Origin of the sequence: Pullulanibacillus pueri (assembly GCF_014639255.1) — a bacterium.
GTDB classification, from domain to species: domain Bacteria; phylum Bacillota; class Bacilli; order Bacillales; family Sporolactobacillaceae; genus Pullulanibacillus; species Pullulanibacillus pueri.
Genome location: NZ_BMFV01000016.1, coordinates 64315 through 81354, shown reverse-complemented (window position 1 = coordinate 81354; position 17040 = coordinate 64315). Strand labels below are relative to the sequence as shown.

The 17040-nt window shown below is 41.5% G+C and carries 12 protein-coding genes; 6 read left to right on the top strand and 6 right to left on the bottom strand.

What is annotated here, in order from left to right; all coding sequences use genetic code 11:
* Positions 1-52: 52 nt before the first annotated feature.
* The 6 genes from gatC (at position 53) to rlmD (ending at position 8501) form a co-directional block, all read left to right on the top strand.
* Positions 53-346 carry an Asp-tRNA(Asn)/Glu-tRNA(Gln) amidotransferase subunit GatC gene (gatC, locus tag IEV91_RS11445; RefSeq protein WP_188497537.1) on the top strand — a complete coding sequence of 98 codons (294 nt, stop codon included), beginning with the start codon at positions 53-55 and terminating at the stop codon, positions 344-346.
* A gap of 31 nt (positions 347-377) precedes the next feature.
* The gene (gene gatA / locus IEV91_RS11440) at positions 378-1838 is read left to right on the top strand and encodes an Asp-tRNA(Asn)/Glu-tRNA(Gln) amidotransferase subunit GatA (protein WP_188497536.1); all 1461 of its coding nucleotides are present in this window, start codon (positions 378-380) and stop codon (positions 1836-1838) included.
* Positions 1839-3266, top strand: a complete 1428-nt coding sequence (gene gatB / locus IEV91_RS11435; RefSeq protein WP_188497535.1) for an Asp-tRNA(Asn)/Glu-tRNA(Gln) amidotransferase subunit GatB — start codon at positions 1839-1841, stop codon at positions 3264-3266. It abuts the gene before it with no gap.
* Between the two features lie 726 nt (positions 3267-3992).
* On the top strand, positions 3993-5924 hold the full coding sequence (locus tag IEV91_RS11430) for an oxidoreductase (protein WP_188497534.1): 1932 nt from the start codon (positions 3993-3995) through the stop codon (positions 5922-5924).
* Positions 5925-6119: 195 nt separating this feature from the next.
* A complete protein-coding gene (locus IEV91_RS11425) occupies positions 6120-7058 on the top strand; it encodes a diacylglycerol kinase (protein ID WP_188497551.1) in 939 nt (312 codons plus the stop codon).
* Between the two features lie 63 nt (positions 7059-7121).
* On the top strand, positions 7122-8501 hold the full coding sequence (rlmD, locus tag IEV91_RS11420; RefSeq protein WP_188497533.1) for a 23S rRNA (uracil(1939)-C(5))-methyltransferase RlmD: 1380 nt from the start codon (positions 7122-7124) through the stop codon (positions 8499-8501).
* A 197-nt stretch (positions 8502-8698) separates the two neighbouring features.
* On the opposite strand, the gene IEV91_RS11415 is transcribed toward rlmD, so the two are convergent.
* Genes IEV91_RS11415 through IEV91_RS11390 form a run of 6 tightly spaced genes read right to left on the bottom strand, consistent with a single transcriptional unit; the run spans position 8699 to position 16857 of the window.
* A complete protein-coding gene (locus tag IEV91_RS11415; RefSeq protein ID WP_188497532.1) occupies positions 8699-11206 on the bottom strand; it encodes a DEAD/DEAH box helicase in 2508 nt (835 codons plus the stop codon).
* Complete coding sequence (locus IEV91_RS11410) at positions 11207-13516, bottom strand: site-specific DNA-methyltransferase (protein ID WP_040303644.1); 2310 nt, start codon at positions 13514-13516, stop codon at positions 11207-11209.
* A gap of 19 nt (positions 13517-13535) precedes the next feature.
* Positions 13536-15176, bottom strand: a complete 1641-nt coding sequence (locus IEV91_RS11405; protein ID WP_156991233.1) for a DUF2326 domain-containing protein — start codon at positions 15174-15176, stop codon at positions 13536-13538.
* The gene (locus IEV91_RS11400; RefSeq protein WP_188497531.1) at positions 15154-15393 is read right to left on the bottom strand and encodes an ABC-three component system middle component 7; all 240 of its coding nucleotides are present in this window, start codon (positions 15391-15393) and stop codon (positions 15154-15156) included. Before IEV91_RS11400 ends, IEV91_RS11405 begins: the two co-directional genes overlap by 23 nt.
* Positions 15377-16615, bottom strand: coding sequence for an ABC-three component system protein (locus tag IEV91_RS11395; RefSeq protein WP_188497530.1), 1239 nt, complete (start codon positions 16613-16615; stop codon positions 15377-15379). The genes IEV91_RS11400 and IEV91_RS11395 overlap by 17 nt, the downstream gene beginning before the upstream one ends.
* Positions 16616-16638: 23 nt before the next feature.
* Positions 16639-16857 carry a helix-turn-helix domain-containing protein gene (locus tag IEV91_RS11390; protein ID WP_188497529.1) on the bottom strand — a complete coding sequence of 73 codons (219 nt, stop codon included), beginning with the start codon at positions 16855-16857 and terminating at the stop codon, positions 16639-16641.
* Between the last annotated feature and the right edge of the window lie 183 nt (positions 16858-17040).

The window sequence follows — 17040 nt, the reverse complement described above, 5'->3', positions numbered from 1 at the left end:
AATGTTGTTCTTTGGATTCATTATTAAAATCATATTTTATGGAGGTGATAGAATGGCAGATATTTCAAAAGAACAAGTCAAACACGTTGCCCATCTTGCTCGCCTGACTTTTACAGAAGAAGAGGTTGAGGCTTTTGCGAAGGATCTTGGCGATATTATCGGTTTCGCGGAACAACTTAATGAGCTCGATACAGAGGGTGTTGAAGAAACTACTCATGTGCTTGATATCGCAAATGTTTTACGTGAGGATAAAGTACATGACTCGTTGGCACGCGAAGAGGCTTTAAAGAATGCACCTGCAGAACAAGAGGGTCAGGTCAAGGTACCAAAAGTTCTAGGCGAATAAGTAATATAGTGATTATAAGGAGGGTAATGATTTGGCTCTATTTGATGAAGGGTATAAATCTATACACGATCGTTTACATAAAAAAGACCTCTCCGTAACGGAATTGGTCGAGGAATCCTATAAAAATATTCAAAAGACAGATGCGAGCATTCATGCCTTTTTAACCCTTAATAAAGAAGCAGCTCTTGAGAAGGCCAAGGCGTTAGATGCTGAACGCGGCAATGCTGATGCCGCTTTATTTGGACTGCCTATTGGTGTGAAAGATAATATTGTCACGAAAAATCTTAAGACAACAGCCGCAAGCCAAATTCTTGCTAATTTTGAACCGCTTCATAATGCCACGGTTGTTGAGAAAATCAATGCTCAAAACGGGATCGTCATTGGTAAACTGAATATGGACGAGTTTGCGATGGGATCCTCGAATGAGAATTCCAGCTACTTTAAAACATTGAATCCATGGGATCTTACCCGAGTACCAGGAGGATCAAGTGGGGGTTCCGCAGCAGCGGTTTCTGCCGGCATGGTTCCCTATTCATTAGGTTCCGATACCGGGGGCTCTATTCGTCAACCCGCCGCTTTTTGTGGTGTTGTTGGCATGAAGCCGACATATGGACGGGTGTCCCGATTTGGTTTAATCGCTTTTGCCTCATCACTTGATCAAATTGGACCATTCACACGCAATGTTGAAGACAACGCCCATCTCCTGCAGGCGATTTCTGGAGTGGATGTCTATGATTCAACGTCAGCCAATGTCGATGTTCCTGACTTCACTAAAGCTCTAACCGGCGAGGTCAAAGGTCTTCGTGTTGCTGTACCAAAGGAATATTTTGGTGAAGGTGTCAGTGAAGAAGTCAAAACGACGGTTAAAAAAGCCATTGCTCAGTTAGAATCCCTAGGTGCGGTTGTCGAAGAAGTATCACTACCTCATTCTAAATATGCGGTTGCTGCTTACTATATCATTGCGTCCTCTGAAGCTTCAGCCAACCTCGCGCGTTTTGATGGCGTGCGCTATGGTGTACGTGCGGCAGCTGATAATTTGATTGATATGTACAAAAAGACACGTAGTGAAGGCTTTGGTGAAGAGGTGAAGCGTCGAATCATGCTCGGAACCTTTGCTCTCAGTTCTGGATACTATGATGCTTATTACAAAAAGGCGCAAAAGGTGCGGACGCTGATTAAGCGTGACTTTGAAAAAGTTTTTGAAAACTACGATGTTGTCATTGGACCCACAACCCCAACGACTGCCTTTAAAATCGGTGAAAAGATTGATGATCCATTAACCATGTACGCAAATGATATTCTAACCATTCCGGTCAATCTTGCGGGTGTCCCTGCGATTAGCGTACCTTGTGGTTTAGCGAACGGTCTTCCTGTAGGGCTACAAATTATTGGGAAGCCTTTTGACGAAGCGACGATTTATCGCACCGCCCATGCTTATGAACAAGCGGCTAACCTCAAATTAACACCGGCATTAGAAGGGGTGAATGCTTAAATGAATCTCGAAACAATTATTGGCCTTGAAGTCCATGTTGAGCTCAAAACGAATTCAAAAATCTTTTGTGGGTGCTCTACAGAATTTGGTGCCCCACCAAATACACATACATGTCCCATCTGCCTCGGTCATCCCGGCGTTTTACCGGTATTAAATGAACAAGCGGTTGACTTTGCGATGCGGGCTGCGATGGCATTGAACTGTGAGATTGCCACCGATACGAAATTTGATCGCAAAAACTACTTTTACCCTGATAATCCGAAAGCCTATCAAATCTCACAATTCGATAAACCGATTGGCGAGAATGGCTATATTGAGATTGAAGTCGATGGCAAGAAGAAGAGAATCGGTATTACTCGCTTGCACCTAGAGGAAGACGCTGGAAAATTAACACACGTTAATGATGGCTCACTCGTTGATTTTAACCGTGTCGGTACACCACTTGTGGAGATCGTGTCAGAACCTGATATCCGCACACCTGAGGAAGCCTATGCTTACCTTGAAAAATTAAAAGCCATTATGCAATATACAGGGGTGTCCGACTGTAAGATGGAAGAAGGCTCTCTGCGCTGTGATGCTAACCTTTCCCTTCGCCCATATGGTCAGGAGAAATTCGGGACGAAAACTGAACTCAAAAACTTGAACTCTTTTAGCTTTGTTCAAAAGGGGCTTGAATTTGAACAACAGCGTCAAGAGCGTGTGCTCCTTTCTGGCGGTATCATCGAACAAGAAACCCGTCGCTTTGATGAAGCCACCAAGGAAACGATTCTTATGCGTGTTAAAGAAGGCTCGGATGACTATCGCTATTTCCCAGAGCCTGACCTTGTGAAATTACACATTGATGAGGCATGGAAGGAACGCGTGCGCGCTGAAATTCCAGAACTTCCAGATGCCCGTAAAGAACGTTATGTGAGCGAGTTTGGGATTCCTGCTTATGATGCAGCGGTCTTAACCCAAACCAAATCAATGGCTGACTTTTTCGAAGGGACCATTGCCGCTGGCGGCGATGCGAAGCAAGCCTCTAACTGGTTAATGGGAGAAGTTTCCGCTCAGCTTAACAAAGAATATAAAGAGATCAACGAGGTACCACTCACACCCGAAGCGCTTGCCAAGCTTATTGAGTTGATCGAAAAAGGCACCATCTCCTCGAAGATTGCTAAAAAAGTATTCAAGGAGCTTATGACCAACGGCGGCGATCCAGAGAAAATCGTCAAAGAAAAAGGTCTCGTCCAAATTTCAGACGAAGGCGCTCTAAAAGATGTGATCATTCCACTTCTCGATGCTAACGAGCAATCGATCATCGATTATAAAAACGGAAAAGATCGCGCCCTCGGCTTCCTCGTCGGTCAGGTCATGAAACTCACCAAAGGACAAGCCAACCCACCAATGGTGAACAAGATTTTATTAGAAGAAATGGCCAAAAGATAATAACTTGAGTTAAAAGATGCCTCACAGCCCCGTGCTGTGAGGCGTTTTTTATTTAACAGGGAAGAAGGTATAAAAAGTTCAGACAGTAATTTGGTCAAGAAGCCCGTGAGAGTCCGAAGGTGGATAAAGTTCGGACAGTAGTTGGCTTAGTAAGCGTGTGAGAGTCCGAAGATGGACAAAGTTCGGACAGTAGTTGGCTTAGTAAGCGTGTGAGAGTCCGAAGATGGACAAAGTTCGGACAGTCATTCGCTTAGGAAGCCCATGAGAGTCCGAAGATGGATAAAGTTCGGACAGTAGTTGGCTTAGGAAGCCCGTGAGAGTCCGAAGATGGACAAAGTTCGGACAGTCATTCGCTTAGGAAGCCCATTAGAGTCCGAAGATGGATAAAGTTCGGACAGTAGTTCGCTCATGAAGCCGATGAAAGTCCGAAGTCGAATAAAGTTTGGACAGTAATTCGCTCATGAAGTCGCTGGGAGTCCGAAGATGAGTAAAGTTCAAACAGAAAAAGAGTAGGAAGCTATTACTAGAAAGCAGCGGAAAGGTTCCCATTCTATTTTAGGTTAAAAGCTTTGGAAGAATTATTCAAAACCCCTATCATTCTTTTAAAATCATAGTCAGGCAGGATTTTTATCATAGATTAGCGAAACCAAAACATAGACTAATAGTGCATCATAAGAAGGTTTTAATATAGAAGATGAGATAACGGTAAGAAAAGGAGAATGCTGAATGAACGGCTTGGACTATCTATTAGCGCCTTTTCAATTGGCTGGACTAACTTTGAGGAATCGTGTCATTATGGGGTCTATGCACACTGGTTTAGAGGGTCTTGATAAAACGGGCAAGGCGCTGACGACTTTTTATAAAATCAGAGCAAAGACTGGTGGGCCTGGGCTCATCATTACCGGAGGCATTGCTGTTTCTCCTGAAGGTGAAGGGGGAGACAAGTTCCTTGGTTTTTACCGCGAGGAAGATTGTGACATCATGAGGAAAATGACCACTGAGGTTCATGTGGTTGGAGGGCGAATTGCAGCCCAGCTTTTTCATGCGGGCAGGTATGCTTATTCAAAAAACTCTGTTGCCCCTTCAGCGATCCAATCTCCTATCCATCATTATCCGCCTAGAGCCCTCGAGGATCATGAGATTCGTTCCTTAATCGAGAGCTATGCTATTGCGGCGAAAAAGGCAGTTGAGTTGGGTTTTGACGCTATAGAAATTATGGGGTCTGAAGGCTATTTGCTGAATCAATTCTTGTCACCAGTAACCAATAAGCGTGACGATGACTGGGGAGGAAACTTTGAAAAGCGGATGCGATTTCCGCTTTCAGTACTAGAAGCGGTAAGAAAAGCCGTAGGTCCTGGTAGTCCTGTGATCTTCCGTATGTCTGGGACAGACCTTATTCCAGGGAGCACAACGGAAGCAGAGACCATTCAATTTGCGCAAGCGCTTGAAGTGTTAGGGGCTGATGCCTTAAATATTGGGATTGGCTGGCATGAATCTCAGGTACCGACGATTTCCCAGATGGTGCCGCGCGCAGGTTTTCTTTATATTGCTGAAAACTTAAAGCAACACTTACGTATCCCAGTGATCGGAAGCAATCGTATTAATGATCCGAAGGAGGCTAACGCTTATCTTAAGCAAGGGCGTTGCGATTTGATCTCGATGGCTCGTCCTTTCCTGGCGGATCCTGAAATTTTGCAAAAGGCTGCAAAGGGTGCATTTGATTATATTAATACTTGTGTTGCCTGTAATCAGGCCTGTCTCGATCATGCTTTTGAAGGCAAGCCAGTCAGTTGTTTGGTCAATCCTCGAACAGGCCGGGAGCATCTCCTAACATTGACAGAAACAGAACAGCCAAGAAAAATTGCAGTGGTAGGAGGCGGCGCTGCGGGCTTAGAAGCAGCACGATCGCTTGGAGAACAAGGTCATCATGTGACTTTGTTTGAGGCTGGTAAGGAAATTGGCGGGCAGCTCAATTATGCCCGTCGTGTCCCGGGTAAAGAGGAATTTAATGAAACACTCCGTTATTATACAACAGAGCTCCATCGCTTTAGGGTCAAAGTGGTTTTAAATGAGGAGGTAAGTGAAGCAGCTTTAATCGAGGGAGGCTTTGAGGAAGTTGTATTGGCCACGGGTGTGCGTCCGCGTATACCAGACATTAATGGGACCGATCGCGAGAATGTCCTGCTGTATACAGACGCCTTTCACCATCCAGAGCGTGTAGGACCAAAAGTAGCAGTCATTGGGGCTGGCGGCATTGCCTGTGATCTTGCCCACTTTTTATTGGAAGAAGGGTCACGGAAAATCACGCTCTTACGTCGGAACGGCAAGATGGGAGCAGGGCTGGGGAAAACAACAAGATGGGCATTGGTACAGTATCTGCGGCAACATAATGTTCAATTTCTGACACATTTAAGTTACCAATCCATTCAGCCTGAAGGTGTGGTCATTGATCATATTGGGGAAGATGGTGAGGAGCTCACGACTTTAGTGGAGGCGGATACCGTTATTATTGCTGCTGGACAGGAATCCACTGTTTTAAGTACAGCATCTTTAGAAGATAAAGGGATCTCGGTCACGACTATCGGAGGTGCCAAACACGCAGGAGAGCTGGATGCCAAACGGGCAATTTATGAAGGGGCAGCACTTTCATGGGGTTAAATCTTTGTATCACTTTTTAGGTTTTTGCATAGTAATAGGGTATGGCCTATCATGAAACTTTCTTTTTAATCGTATTTCAATTATAATATGTTGAGTGGACGAGCAGCTTTCCCAATTTAAGGGAGCTGCCTTTTTATGGACGGTGAAGACTTAGATAGCATTCTTAGTTTTCAATCTCACATGAAGGTGATTAAAATGAAACGAGCAAGATTAATCTATAATCCAACATCAGGTCGAGAGCTTATGAAACGCAATTTACCTTATATTCTTGAACGCCTTGAAGGTGCCGGATATGAAACGTCTTGTCACGCAACGACTGGTGTGGGAGATGCAACAACAAGTGCTCGGGCTGCAGTACAGCGAGGCTTTGATCTCGTAATTGCAGCTGGCGGAGATGGAACAATTAATGAGGTCATCAATGGCCTGGCTGAACAACCGAATCGGCCAAAGTTTGCGATTATCCCAATGGGAACCACAAACGATTTTGCCCGGGCAATCAACATGCCTAAGGATATTGAGAAGGCTTGTGATATCCTTTGTGAAGGGCACGAGGTTCCTCTAGATATTGGCAAAGTGAATCACCAATATTTTATTAATATTGCGGGTGGCGGTACGCTGACAGAGTTAACCTATGAGGTACCGAGTAAGCTCAAAACAATGCTCGGTCAGCTCGCTTATTACATGAAGGGAATTGAAATGCTTCCCTCTATTCGCCCAACCCATGTTCGCATCGAATATGACGGCAAACTTTTAGAAGATGAGATTATGTTGTTCTTTGTGACCAACACTAATTCCGTCGCAGGATTTGAAAAAATTGCTCCAAATGCGTCTTATAATGATGGGATGTTTGATCTTTTGGTTTTGAAAAAGACGAACCTAGCGGAATTCATTCGCTTGGCACGGCTTGCCTTAAAGGGTGAACACATTAACGATCCTAAGGTGTTATATACTAAAGCAGCCCACGTCAAGGTAGAGACTGAAGAGAAAATGCAATTAAATTTAGATGGGGAATATGGTGGGATGTTACCCGGGACCTTCGATAGTCTCCCTCACCATCTCCAACTCATTGTGCCAAAAGAAACCGCTGATCGTTGGAATGAAGAAACGACTGAAAAAGTCGAAGGAAGAGCATAATCAAGGGGGAGGACAGACCGAGGTCTGTCTTTCGCCCTATTTAGATTGCAAAAGTGAGTGAGAATGATGACTGATGCACCACCCGTACAGAAAAATGAAACTGTTGAAGTGACCTTTACTGATCTATCTCATGATGGTTCGGGCGTAGGTAAGGTCAAGGGCTATACCCTTTTTGTTCCGGATGTCTTGCCAGGTGAAACGGCGGAAGTCAAAGTCATCAAGCTAAAGAAGGCCTACGGATTTGGAAAGAAGCTTGAAATCTTAAAACAAAGCCCGGAGCGAGTCGATCCTCCTTGTGAAATTTTTGGGCGCTGTGGTGGCTGTCAAATTCAACATCTCAGCTATAAAGGTCAGCTTGATTTCAAGCAAAAGCAAGTCCGTGAGGCTTTATCCCGAATTGGTGGACTTGATCATATTGATGTCTTGTCGGTTTTAGGGATGGACGAGCCTTGGAATTATCGCAATAAAGCGCAGGTCCCTGTAGCGAGCAGAAATGGCGAGCTCATTGCGGGCTTTTATCAAAAACGCAGCCACCATATTATCGAGATGGACCATTGTCTCATCCAAGATTCCACAAACGATGAGGTTATCCAAGAGGTGAAGCGGATCGCTAAGGACTGTGGGATTGAACCTTATGATGAGGAAAGACATCGGGGCACCCTTCGGCATATCGTCGTGCGAGTCGGAAGAGTAAGTGGAGAGCTTATGGTGATTCTCGTGACGCGCGGCCAGGATCTCCCGTTTAGAAAAAGGTTTATTCAGGAGCTCCCAAAAAAGTTCCCACAGATTAAATCGATTGCTCAAAATATCAATACTAGACGCACCAATACGATTTTTGGTGAGGAAACGCGCATTCTTTGGGGGCGAGAAGTCATCTATGATCAAATTGGAGATGTGAAATTTGCGATTTCTGCACGCTCCTTTTATCAGGTCAACCCAGAGCAAACCAAGGTGTTATATGATAAAGCACTTGAATACGCTGGTCTCACCGGGGAAGAAACCGTCATCGACGCCTATTGTGGCATCGGTACGATCTCGCTTTTCCTAGCCCAGAAAGCCGGCCACGTCTATGGCGTCGAAATTGTTCCAGAGGCCATTGAAGACGCCAAAGCAAACGCAGCGTTAAACAAATTAAGTAACGTCACTTTCGAAGTCGGTAAATCAGAAGACGTCATTCCAGCCTGGGCCGAAAAAGGGATCAAACCCGACGTTATCGTCGTTGATCCCCCACGCAAAGGTTGCGACCAGGCTCTGCTCGATACGATTATCGACATGAAGCCAAAACGCATGGTCTACGTCTCCTGCAACCCAGCAACACTCGCACGCGACCTCCGCATCCTAGAAGACGGCGGCTTCAAAACCGAAGCCGTCCAGCCGGTTGACATGTTTCCACAGACCACGCATGTGGAGTGTGTTGCCTTGATGTCACGGGTGGAGAAATAAGGCTATTCAAAGCACTGATAAATAAAGGGTTTCCTGACATTGAACTTTGCTCACGGCTACTTTGCCGAGGATGTTAAAGTCGGGAAACCCTCATTTTTATTCTTTGAGGAAACATATCAACTACCCTGAAAACGATAGGGTCGAGTTGATAGATTAGATTTTTTATTGGGGTTGAGGAGACAGTATAGATGTATTATTTAATCTTCTCGTACAGCATCTGTATCGAAAATTCTATCCAGTTCCTCGTTTGATGTTATGCCACGAACTTTATTCCTAATCGTTGTTTTTCCCATATCTAGTCGATAGAAATGTTCACGACCATCTACACCTTTTTTAAGTCGAATGAGCTGAATCCTGCCAAATATATCCCAATGCTTCTCTGCGAATTTTGCTAAACCCACTGCCTTAGGATAATTGTCTTTTCGGCTAGGATCGTGTGGTTCTAAAATATCAAAAACATAACCTTGTGCATCAGATCTAACAATAACTAAATCCGGGAACATAGGAGTGGTGACACCGCTGACTTCGTAAGGGATTTCTAGTGACCACTTTTTGCGGTCAAGATTACGTAACCAGCATACAGCACCATTGTTAAGCTCTTCTGTAATAACTCCGCTTTCCCATGGATTCAGTGATGTTTCAAATGTGCCGTCCTCTAAACAATAAAGATGCTGCTCAAATTTACTGCTATTATCTGGTTTAGAAAAATCAATAGAATCTGGTAATATCCATGGTACAGATATCGGTTGTACAGAAGCATTAGTTAATCTTTCATAGACATTCTTTCGTGCCTCGCTAAGTCTAGCAATGGATCGCTTGTTGTTTTCGTACAGTGTTATGAATTCTTCTTCAGCATAGTCATTAATCCTTTCCATTGCATCAGTATCATGTGTAAGAATGATGATTTCTTTTTTTACATCAATATGGTCTCGGGTACTATGACGAATCCAATATTCCTTGTGTAAACCCTCTCCCAACAACCTTCCAGCTTGCTCAAAATGTCGGGAAATATCAAAATCGGACATGGTCATTGTCTGTGTTTCTTCATCAAAGGAGTAGGCATTGTCTCCGTATTCAAATATCAGTGTACCGAGAGCAAAACCAGTAATTGAAGCCCCTCGAGTGTCAAAGTCTCCACTTTCTTTTATCCGTGAAATCTCACCATCCATTTTTGATAAAACAGCATTTTTAACAGTTTTCTGCGCCCCTAAGTCAATACCATCCATCGTCAGTGCACGTGAAAGCTGTATTAATAATTTAAGTGGTGCCTGCTTTCGAGATGAATCTATCCGATAAGTTATGAGGTTATCCATTGCCTCAAATACATCGGAATAGGCAAGGTTTCGTCCAAGTGTAACAAGCTCTTTACTAGTGCCTGTTTCGGTAGGCATAGCAGCCTCACTGTCACGCAGGGCATTAACTACATTCTTCACTGTTTCTTCATCAAAGTATGGAAGAAATAGGCTGACACTATTAAGCTCAGCATCAGAAGAAATCCGTCTTGCCAAAGGTGTACGTATCATACGTCCTAGCAACTGAGCAATATAAGTATAGTCTTGGGCACTGCGGAATGACATCATCGTTTCAGCTCGCGGGCAGTCCCAACCTGTGGAAAGATTCATTTTGAAAAACACAATCAGCACATTTTCTTCTTCTTGAATTCGGGATGCTTCAATTTGCTGAATTTCAACATCACGTACTTTAAGTGTGCCATGGTCATTAAAAGTATGTACTGCTTCTCCAGGCTGTAATTTGCGTCCCAGCGATTCTTCTAGTAAATCGATGCAAGCCCCCAAATCGGTTTGGGTTGCTATACGATCATTCCCATCATCAACTTGAATAACAAGAATAGGGTTTATCATTTTTTCATCTTCGCGCTCACAGTAAGTCTTCCAATGAGTGCATTTTTTGCGCCAATTATCAATTGCCCCTTTAAACATGGTCATATCAGCATTAAATTGAATATCTGGATAGTGAATAATAATTCTATCTTTCAAAAGACCTGACTCACGAACCTGCTCAGGAGGGACGATGACTTTTTGAACCGTTGAAGTCGTTCCGGCAATTAAGTTATCAAATCTCTGAGGAGTTGCAGTCACACCTATAATTAAAGGCATGACGCAAAGACCGTCATCTTCACTACCCTTAATGAATTTTTGCATGATAGATTGCGCCTTATTTTCTGCTTGCACAGATGTATAAGTTCCCCTATGTGCTTCATCTATCACCACATAAAACTTTTTAGGAATCCGTTTAGCAGTATTAGTAAGGGTTTCCCATATGGAATACTGCCGCTTATCAGATGATGAAGTCAGTAGCTTATCAGAACCGAGTTTTTGTGTATTTAGAAAATAAACGTGACCACCTTCGAAATACTCAGCACTAAAGTTTGAATCAATAGTTACCAAGTCCCTAACAGGGATTTTATCTGATTTGCTTTCAATTTTTAAGCGTGTTTGCTCGTTAAGTTCTGGTGAATCGGAAAGCCAAACAAATACTGAATCTGGATCTCCAATGTTGTCCTCATTACCATAGAGTATTTCTTCAAAAAGAGTCGTCATAATAATAGTTTTTCCCGAACCAGTTGGTGCGGAAAACGAGATTATCTGAGGCTTATTTTCACGCCATACTGCATGAGCATCCTTAATTGCAGAATGCAGTTCACCAAGGGCTGTTTCCTGAAAAGGAAATAATATATCTCTCATTTATGAATCCCTCCTGCTTCCTAACACAAAGTTATCGATATAATCTCGATATAATTGATATGTGTTATTTACTTTTACTCCGGCAGCCATTTCCCGGAATGCTTCCTCGGAGTTAGTTACAAAATAGACCATTTGGATACCGTTCTCTTCAGAAAGCTTTTCGGCAAATTCTGCGAACCGTGTTTCATCGACTAAAATAGCAAAGCCATTTTGCGGAAGAATTAACATCTCTGGTTCTTCATTGTAATTTACTTCTGGTCGCTTTCCAATAGCTCCAGATTTGAGCCAAAGTAATGGTAGTATTTCGTGGAACTGTTGGCCCAATGAAACAAGATTTTTATCCAAGAATTCTAGCTTGAAGTATTCAGCATTTGCAGGAAAACCATCGCTCATTGGACGTTTAACTTGTGATGTTACAATAATGGGGCCTAGCAATTCTGAAACACGTGTCTTAATTGACTTGAATATGGCAGTCGATTTTGAGGCTATATAAAAGTCTGATATTTGATCCTGTTCTTCAATGGCAGATAACCACTCATCAACTGCATTTACATCAAAAAGAATTGATGCTGTATGTTTATTTGAAACAATGAATTTACAGTCTTTGGTTACTAATGATTGCGGCAATTGTGACTTTCCTTCCTTATTTCGAAGTAAAGAAACAATTTGCTTTTTTGCAGCTGCTGTTAATTCTGTAGGGTTATCGACAAAACTTAACTGATAGAATGAACGGTCTACTTCATCAGATACAGTCTGAGTAGTAAAGTACTCACCCGTTAAGACAGAGCTATCATCACGTCTTCCAAGGATACTATACTTTGTTCTAGGCCAAGTTATAGCACGACATATTCCATGTTTTTCCCATTCAATATCACCGGGCTTATAGCCATTTTTTTTCAAGGTTTTTGATTCATCATCTGAGACTTCGTTATTAGTTACTAAAATGCAGCGGCGGTTTCCGTTGTCCTCAGCATTAAGTAAATTTACTGCGTGTAATGTGGTACCACTTCCTGCAAAGAAGTCAACAATCAATGCGTCTTTCTTACCCGAAACTGCGAATGTTAGCGCTTCGCGGACTGCATAGAGTGATTTGGGATATGAGAAGCCACCACCAAGTATGGCCTTGATCATATCAGTACCGTGGGCTTCTGCATTACATAACGGATCTGTCCAGACAGTTTTAGGTGGTTCACTTTCCCTACGAAGAATTACTTCTATTCGGTCTCCTCGCCTTTCAACATACATTCGATCCCTAACAGTTTCTACAGTATCTCGTCCATATCTCCATTTCTTTTCTATGCCATTTTTATCAATAGGCCAGACATAAATGGTACCATCGTCATTGTGTTCTACTTGTGCTGATGGATGTAATTCCTTATCAAGTAAATCACCGAAACCGATAATGTTATAATTCGAGTCTAAAATTACGGGATAGAAACATGTTGCGCCTTCATAACGACCTGAGGTACTTCCCCAACGTCTTAGATTATAGACATCGCCACCAGTATGCTGTTTACGGTAAATAATACTATCAGCTGAATATGAAAATATTGCATATTCGTGAGTTACAGAGAATTTTTTACCCTGAGTTCCACCGGGATTATGCTGAATGGTTACGCAAGTATGAGTTAGGTTTGGAAAAATCTCATGAAGAAGAACCCATAGATGCGCATATTCATTATCATCTATTGTAGTAATCAAAACACCATCATCAGCAAGTATTCTTTTTGCAATCTTTAATCGCTTTTGCATCATTGAGAGCCACTTACTGTGTCGCCAGTTGTCACTAGAATCAACATAGTTATTATTGTATTTCCAATCCCGCGCACCGGTGTTGTATGGGGGGTCAATATAAATACAATCAACCTTCTTAGGGTAGAGATATTCCAGTAACTGAAGGGCATGATAATTGTCTGCTTCAATGATTGTATGCCATAAGTTACTATCAGGTGCATTTTTAACTGAATCAATAGGCTGGAGGGTGGGGAAAATTGGCTCGCCAAATTGAGCAACTGAAACTAGCTCCGTGATTGGTATGTTCTCAGTATTACCAGTTGCTTTGTTACGACAAAGGGCAGTATCTCCATCTAATTTCAGCACCGTATATACATTATTAATATGGCCTGTTTTTTGTGCAACAGTAGAGCCACGTTTGATAGAAACCTCATAAAGTGGAGTGCATTCAGGGATATGTTCCTCAAATACAAGTCCAAATTTTTTATTTTTTGAAATGCGGGCAAATTCCTCTTCCAAGCGGCTACGCAAGGAAGTGTCCGGAATTTGGCGCAATAAATCATCAATTGCAGCCATTTCTTTTGATCCTCCTATGTTAATAATCATTCGATTCGTATTTACTCCACGAACGACCAAATAATTCATTTCCGTCCGATAAGCGTAAGATTGCTGTCGATTCTAAAATTTTATGAGCCTTTGTAGTTGTAGAGTCAGCTTTATCAAATGCAATAAAAACCTGACGTCTACTAGCCTGATAACGCTCCAATATGCGTTCCAGATGAACATCCTCGATACGCTTTAAAATATTTGAATCATGGATAAGTGCAGGGATAGGCCGTAATTCAAGTATGCTTAAATCGTACACAACAAGGCTTTTGTATGCTGTTCCCTCACTTGTATTGCTAGGTGTTTCAAAGATGATTCCCTTTTGGGGAGTAATATACAAAAGAGGAGCGGTCTCCTCTCTCTCAGTTACTACGCCATTTATTATTTCCATGCGCAGATTTATGTCATCTTGTATTTCCTCCAACTTTTCTGTTTGTTGCAACAACAGTTGTTCAAGTATTTGTTCCGATTCAGCTCGTGTTTCTTGAAGTTCCTTTTGATGAATTAACTCAGCTGTTTCTTCTTCAAGTTTATCGATGCTTTTAGACACATTAACACACTGGGATAGTACCCTCTCAGACATCTCTTTTGCAAGACCAGATTCTTCAATTTTTCGATTAAGGCGCGTAATCTCTTTGTCATATTCACCGATTAGTGGTTGTAATCGCTCGATTTCCTCATCCATTTCTTCACTTAGAATTTCTCTGATTTTTTTATGAAAATATTCAATCTCTTCAAAAGCCTTTAAATTAGTGTTTGGGAAAAAATGTACCAAGGAATCAAATTCACTTGCGGTGTCGACTTTGTTATCAGCAATATTGTTCTTTATAGCATTTAGCTGTGATTGGAGGCGATTACGCTTGCGAACAAAGATATTCAACTCTTTTTGGATTGCTGAAATTCGTTCAAACGTTTGAGTGTCAAATCCGAACAATGCTAATTGAGCTTCTTCACTATTTTTCATTAGCTTTTGAAGTCTATTCCTCAACGACTCTATTGTTTTTTGGTTACTTTCAATTTTCTCTATATCCACTTTCTGGCGCTGACGTGACTTAAGTTGTGATGATTTAATTCCGAGTTCTTCCTCCATACTTTTTATAGAAGCAAGAATTCTGTAATGCCCAAATAGCTTTAATAGAAAATCTACAGCTTTTTCATCCTGCTCACGTGGTTTTACCAGCAACGGATACTTTTCAAGTGTATTTTCACGACCATAGATACGGAAAAAACGCTCGGTTATTTCTGAAAATGTAAGGGCAGGAAGCTCAATTTTATATTCCTGAAACAGAAATTTCCGAAAATCTTCTAGCGATAATTTTGTAATGAATCGGCCCTCTTCATCGCTTCGATATACATTTTTAGGATCATCCGTACTTCTATAGAAATAGTATGGCTGTTCATCAAACTCGAAAGTGAAATAGATGATATGCGAACCTATTTCCTTTTTTATATCATCAGTTAGGGAGTAATAGCTTTCACCGCCGAATACATAATCTATAATCCATAGAAATGTTGATTTTCCGATTGCGTTGCTACCGCCTGCGCTACCTAAAACTGTATTTAGGCCTGAATTAAACCGGATAACTCGATGATCCGGTGCAAATTTATCACACTGAATTTCCTTTAACATAGCGAAGCACCCTCCCTTCCTCAATTAATTCAATTTTACCTAATGCAAACAAGCAATTTAAAGCACTCAGGAAATCAGCCATGTCCTTTTTACGAAAAGTTGTTATTTCAAACAATTCTTTAGGGGACATGTCCTGCTGCGACAGTGCTTCTAATATATCTGGGAAAAGAGCAATAACGCTATTAGTATAGGGAATTACTTTATTTGGTAATCTCATCGAACACCTCACACCTTTGTACGAAGTAGGAGATTATAATCTCACACGCTCCTCTATATTTGCGGCCTGTCTTTTCAAACAATGTTTCAACAAGCAGATAGTAAATTTCGCTTTGCGATATACGTGATTCACTTGCATCTTCATACATCCGTCTAACGTTTCTAGCAAATTTATCAACGTTTAAACTGTTCTCGCCTGCAAGCCGATATAATGAATCATTGACTCCCTCATATAACTGCCGAACATCAAACAGCACTCGATCTTTCAACCGTTTTTCGGTGATTTTATTCTCAACCTTAACAGGTTCAATTTTTAGTTGTGTATCATCAGTAGCATCCATTAATTCTACTTCCCGAAGGACTTGTTCAATTTGTTTCTCTATTGTATATCGTGAAGTAGCATCTCTTGCTATCATAAGATTTTCCAAGTCACGCTTGTCCGAAAGCAAAGCCAATTTCTCTTCTTTTGAGGCACTCTGCATTTCACGCTCACACTCAACACATAGAACCACTTCATCAGTTTCTGAAAGGCGAACGACCTTAGCGTAGTTAATGTCGTTGCCTTCTTTTTTTATACCTAAAACTCTTCCGCACTTTTGGCATTTGCCACCTGTTTCTGCAAGCAACACGAGCGAGTGGGCGTCGATTGCAATTTCGTAAGCAGTCTCTGGAGACAAATTACTATATGTAGTAATAAAGCTTATGTCTAATTTTTTATCTTCAAAGGATTGTATGTACTCATTTGTTATCTCACTAACACTACTTTCACAATTTCGATTTTCGACGTAAAGCACCGTATAAAGTAGGATTCCTGCTAGGAATTCCTCCAATACAAAGGCATTACGCTTTATGATATCATCCTTTGTCATGCGGTTTACTATTTCAACAACTGTATCACGCTCGATAGAGTCATCAGATGCAATAATGTCTTTTAGGGCTAAAGCGATAAGGCTTCTCTTATTACTATCCAACATCTGGAGAATGTTTTGCTTAAAGTAATCTGAGATAGCATGAGGATCTGCACTAGGAGCGGTATCAGTTACTATAGGTGATAAATTTTTTTTACCCAGTATTAAATCTGAAACGGTACCATCTTCTCCACTAATATCATAGGTAGGCGCAATAGAAAGCAGCATGGTACCACACAATCGTTTTTGTGAAATTCTTTTAGCCTTGCATCTCTTTAAAATTGTTGCAAAAGTACCAAAGCATAACTTTTTCATACATTGCGCCTCCTTCAATAGTTTTATTTCTTCGGAGTATCATCATCGATGTAGTCAACGATATCGCCTATGTTAACTTCAAGAGCTTTACATATTCTTCCTAACACATCCATGCTTACCGGTAAATCTTTCCCCATTTTTGCTAACGTTGTTGAAGTTAAATTTGTTTTTTCCATTAAATCCTTTTTCAACATCTTTTTATCAATTAAAAGTTTCCATAGTTTATTATAACTAAATGCCATTTTTAACGCCCTCCAAGCACTATTGGATGGTTTTTATTAATGCGTATTTACTATTATAGCAATTTACTAAGCGTGTTTCAATCAATAATCTAAAAATACTAAGCATTTCTTTACGAATGCTTAGTTTTTTGTCGTGGTGAAAATGAAAAAGATTTGCGGAGTATCAGCGGAGTATCAGCAGAG

Bases quoted from the DNA above. Each gene is read 5' to 3' on its own strand.
- IEV91_RS11395 (WP_188497530.1), bottom strand. From the start codon at position 16,615: ATGAAAAAGTTATGCTTTGGTACTTTTGCAACAATTTTAAAGAGATGC.
- IEV91_RS11410 (WP_040303644.1), bottom strand. From the start codon at position 13,516: ATGGCTGCAATTGATGATTTATTGCGCCAAATTCCGGACACTTCCTTG.
- IEV91_RS11425 (WP_188497551.1), top strand. From the start codon at position 6,120: ATGAAACGAGCAAGATTAATCTATAATCCAACATCAGGTCGAGAGCTT.
- IEV91_RS11430 (WP_188497534.1), top strand. From the start codon at position 3,993: ATGAACGGCTTGGACTATCTATTAGCGCCTTTTCAATTGGCTGGACTA.
- rlmD (WP_188497533.1), top strand. From the start codon at position 7,122: ATGATGACTGATGCACCACCCGTACAGAAAAATGAAACTGTTGAAGTG.
- IEV91_RS11405 (WP_156991233.1), bottom strand. From the start codon at position 15,176: ATGTTAAAGGAAATTCAGTGTGATAAATTTGCACCGGATCATCGAGTT.
- IEV91_RS11400 (WP_188497531.1), bottom strand. From the start codon at position 15,393: ATGAGATTACCAAATAAAGTAATTCCCTATACTAATAGCGTTATTGCT.
- gatB (WP_188497535.1), top strand. From the start codon at position 1,839: ATGAATCTCGAAACAATTATTGGCCTTGAAGTCCATGTTGAGCTCAAA.
- IEV91_RS11415 (WP_188497532.1), bottom strand. From the start codon at position 11,206: ATGAGAGATATATTATTTCCTTTTCAGGAAACAGCCCTTGGTGAACTG.
- IEV91_RS11390 (WP_188497529.1), bottom strand. From the start codon at position 16,857: ATGGCATTTAGTTATAATAAACTATGGAAACTTTTAATTGATAAAAAG.
- gatC (WP_188497537.1), top strand. From the start codon at position 53: ATGGCAGATATTTCAAAAGAACAAGTCAAACACGTTGCCCATCTTGCT.